The following is a 3,093-nucleotide window of genomic DNA, read 5'->3' on the forward strand; positions in this document are numbered from 1 at the left end:
CCTTTATCTTTATAAACAAATTGTGGAGATCGCGGAATATCCAATGGTAAAGGACTTTTATTCTTAAATTCACCATCAAGATATTTTCTCCAATCATCATGACTTTTTAACTCAAGTGTATGGATAAAAGTTTTAGCATTTTCATAGCTTTGCCACTGTTCAGGGTTATCTCCAAATTCTCTGATTCTCCCAGTACCAACCCAGTCTCCCATACCTTTCCATTCATCAGGATATATCCTAGCCGGATCAGTAGGTATATCTAGGGGTCTAGGAGGTAAATGAGAGATTTTGCCTTGGCAGTAATATCTCCATTCAATTTGTCCTTTTAGTTTTAATGAATGAATATATTCTTTAGCGTCTTCAAAAGATTTATACTCGCCAAATTTTCGTTCGTCATCTGTTAAACCAAGCCAATATGGAAAATTGATCCAACTTGATTTATATCGTAACTCTGGATCTTTTGGAATATCAGAAGGTAATTTTCCTTTTTTAGGCAATTCACCTTTACGATAAAGTTTCCATTCTTCTATATCAGCAAGCTGAAGATTTTTAATAAATTCTCTTGCTTCTTCAAATGGTCGCCATTTTTTTGAAAAATTTACGCCTAAAAAATCATTCATATTTTTCCAACCTGAACGTCTATATTTTTGCTCAGGTTGAGAAGGAATATTTTCTGGTTTTGAAGGAAGGTCGGGAAAATTTCCTTTACAGTAATCTTGCCAATCTTTTAAGTTTTTTAAGCCCAATGTCATAGCAAATTTTTTAGCTTCTTCAAATGAAACGTAGTCGTTAAAACGTTTTAATTGCTTAATTTCCGAACTTCCTAACCAATCACCCATTCCACTCCAACCATTTTTTGAATAGATTATATTAGGGTTGGATGGGATGTCTTTTGGTTTATTTTGCGATTGACAATATGTTTTCCAGTCATTATTGTTTTTAAGCTCTAAAGCTCTAATAAACTCTCGTGCTTCTTCAAATGGTCGCCAAGATAATTTACCCAGTTTATCCCAAACTTTTAACTCTAACGCACGAGCAAATTCTGAAATGTCCACTGATGCAGATTGTGAAAATTCAAAACTATATAAATCTTTTCCCCTTGAATTTGATTCACCTTTAGACATCTCTTTGAAATATTCAACAATACGTTCATCATTCGCTGCAAGCGCACGTAATACATCGATAATCGCTTGATAGTTTCCCATATCTTCAAGCGATTCAAGAGTATCGCTTTCAATAATAACTGGTACGATAACATAGCCAAACTGTTTCCCCTCAAAAATACGCAATGCTCTACCGACTGCTTGTACAATATCGACGGTACTTTTTCGAGGATCAGCAAATAAAACAGCATCAATTCCCGGAACATCTACCCCTTCAGTTAAACACCTTGCATTGGTAATGAGAGCTTTATCGCTTTTAGCAAACATTTGAATACTTCTTGCACGAATTGCTGTTGGGGTTTTTCCTGAGACATGAAAGGTTTCTATTGGATCATAATCAGGAAATTGAAAATTGAAATTTTCATGCGCTTGCTGAAATAGTTTAGAACGCTTAATACTCGAATGAAATGAGACGGCATGACGAATTGGGTGGGATCGCATTGCTTTGCGTAGTGCGATTACGGCGGCTAACATCTCCGCTTCCATGTCATCTGACCATTGTTTATTTTTATCGGCAATAATGATATTGTTTTCAATCATAGCGGCAATTTCAGCACGAGTAATAACGACAGTAATAATTTTATAGTCTGATAAAATAGGTGGGTTAGATTCCAATGCTTCTTTAAAACTTAAAACCTCAAAATCATCACCGTAGATTATCGGATCATCCATGCTGGCAATTTCATCTGAACGACCACGATAACGGCGTTCTGTCGCTGTCATAAATATACGACGTTTGATAGAGATATTTTCGTCATATAAGAGGTGAGAAAATAAAGCTCCTTTTTTACCTACTGTTTTATGTGCTTCATCAAAAATTCCAAGATCAAATATAACATTACTTTTTTGAGTTGCCGTCGCTGTGATCTTTCCACTTTGATAGGTTGAGAATACAACTGTTTTTCCTTCAAAAGGATGTTCAAGCCAACGGGAAATTTTATCTTGGTCTGTATCGATCAAAATTCCTAAATCTTGTGTTAGTATCGCTATATCATCATTATCATTTTCTCCAACTGTATCATCACTACAAACAACTATCCAGCGTATCGCCATCTTATTGGCGATGGCTTCTCTTGTCCATACTTCTAAAGTTTGACGTATAAGGGATAAACTGGGAAGAGCAACTAAAATATTATGTGCTTCTAGCGTATCGCTTATCCAAAACCCTGTTAAGCTCTTACCTGTTCCGCATGGCATAATGAGTTTACCTCGGGTATTCTCATCGTTAGAAAAATAATCTTTTGCTCGTTCAATAGCACGTGCTTGATGTGGTCTCGGTTCTCTTTTTGCAATTTGAATTTCATGTTTAGTCAAATATTGATGCACTAATGCAAAAAATTCACTATCTAATCCACGCCATATATCCCCAGCTATAAAGCCCAAACGACCTTCATACATAGATAATTTATGACTAAAACGATCTGCTGTTGTTGCAACAAGTCCAAAAGAGATATTTTTAGCAATTCCAAATGATAAGTCGGTAAAAGTGCTCAAATATTTTCTATCGATAGAGTGATCTATGTCCGTTAAATATTTACATTGAATAGACCAATATTCATTTTCTATGGTTTGTGCAATTAGATCAATTCCTTCGTCACGAATGGGTAAGTTTAAAAATATTCGAATCTCTTCAGGTAAATCTCGAAGTCTCCATACATTTGAAAGTTTAGTTGTATAAGATGGATGTAAACGCAGAAAAAGTTCGGTCAATTCTTCAAATATTTCACCTTTTTCATAAGTGGTGGATAGACTATCACAGTGAGATAAAACATCTTCCCAATGGTTGGCTGCTAAAAAAATTGAGTGGTATTTATAAGACATTTATATTTACTCCAAAGATTGATAATATTTATTTTTATGTAAAACTAAGACCGATCTTTCCAATAAAATGGTTTTTGATTTTGGTGCATGAGTGCAATGATGATAATTT

1 protein-coding gene is annotated in these 3,093 nt (G+C 34.9%); it reads right to left on the reverse strand.

Translation table 11 applies throughout. The features are described from left to right. On the reverse strand, positions 1–2,984 hold a 2,984-nt coding region (locus tag WA010_RS00760; protein ID WP_422555269.1), incomplete at its 3' end, for a DEAD/DEAH box helicase family protein. Positions 2,985–3,093 lie beyond the last annotated feature (109 nt).

Source organism: Sulfuricurvum sp., from assembly GCF_049305995.1.
Lineage (GTDB): Bacteria > Campylobacterota > Campylobacteria > Campylobacterales > Sulfurimonadaceae > Sulfuricurvum.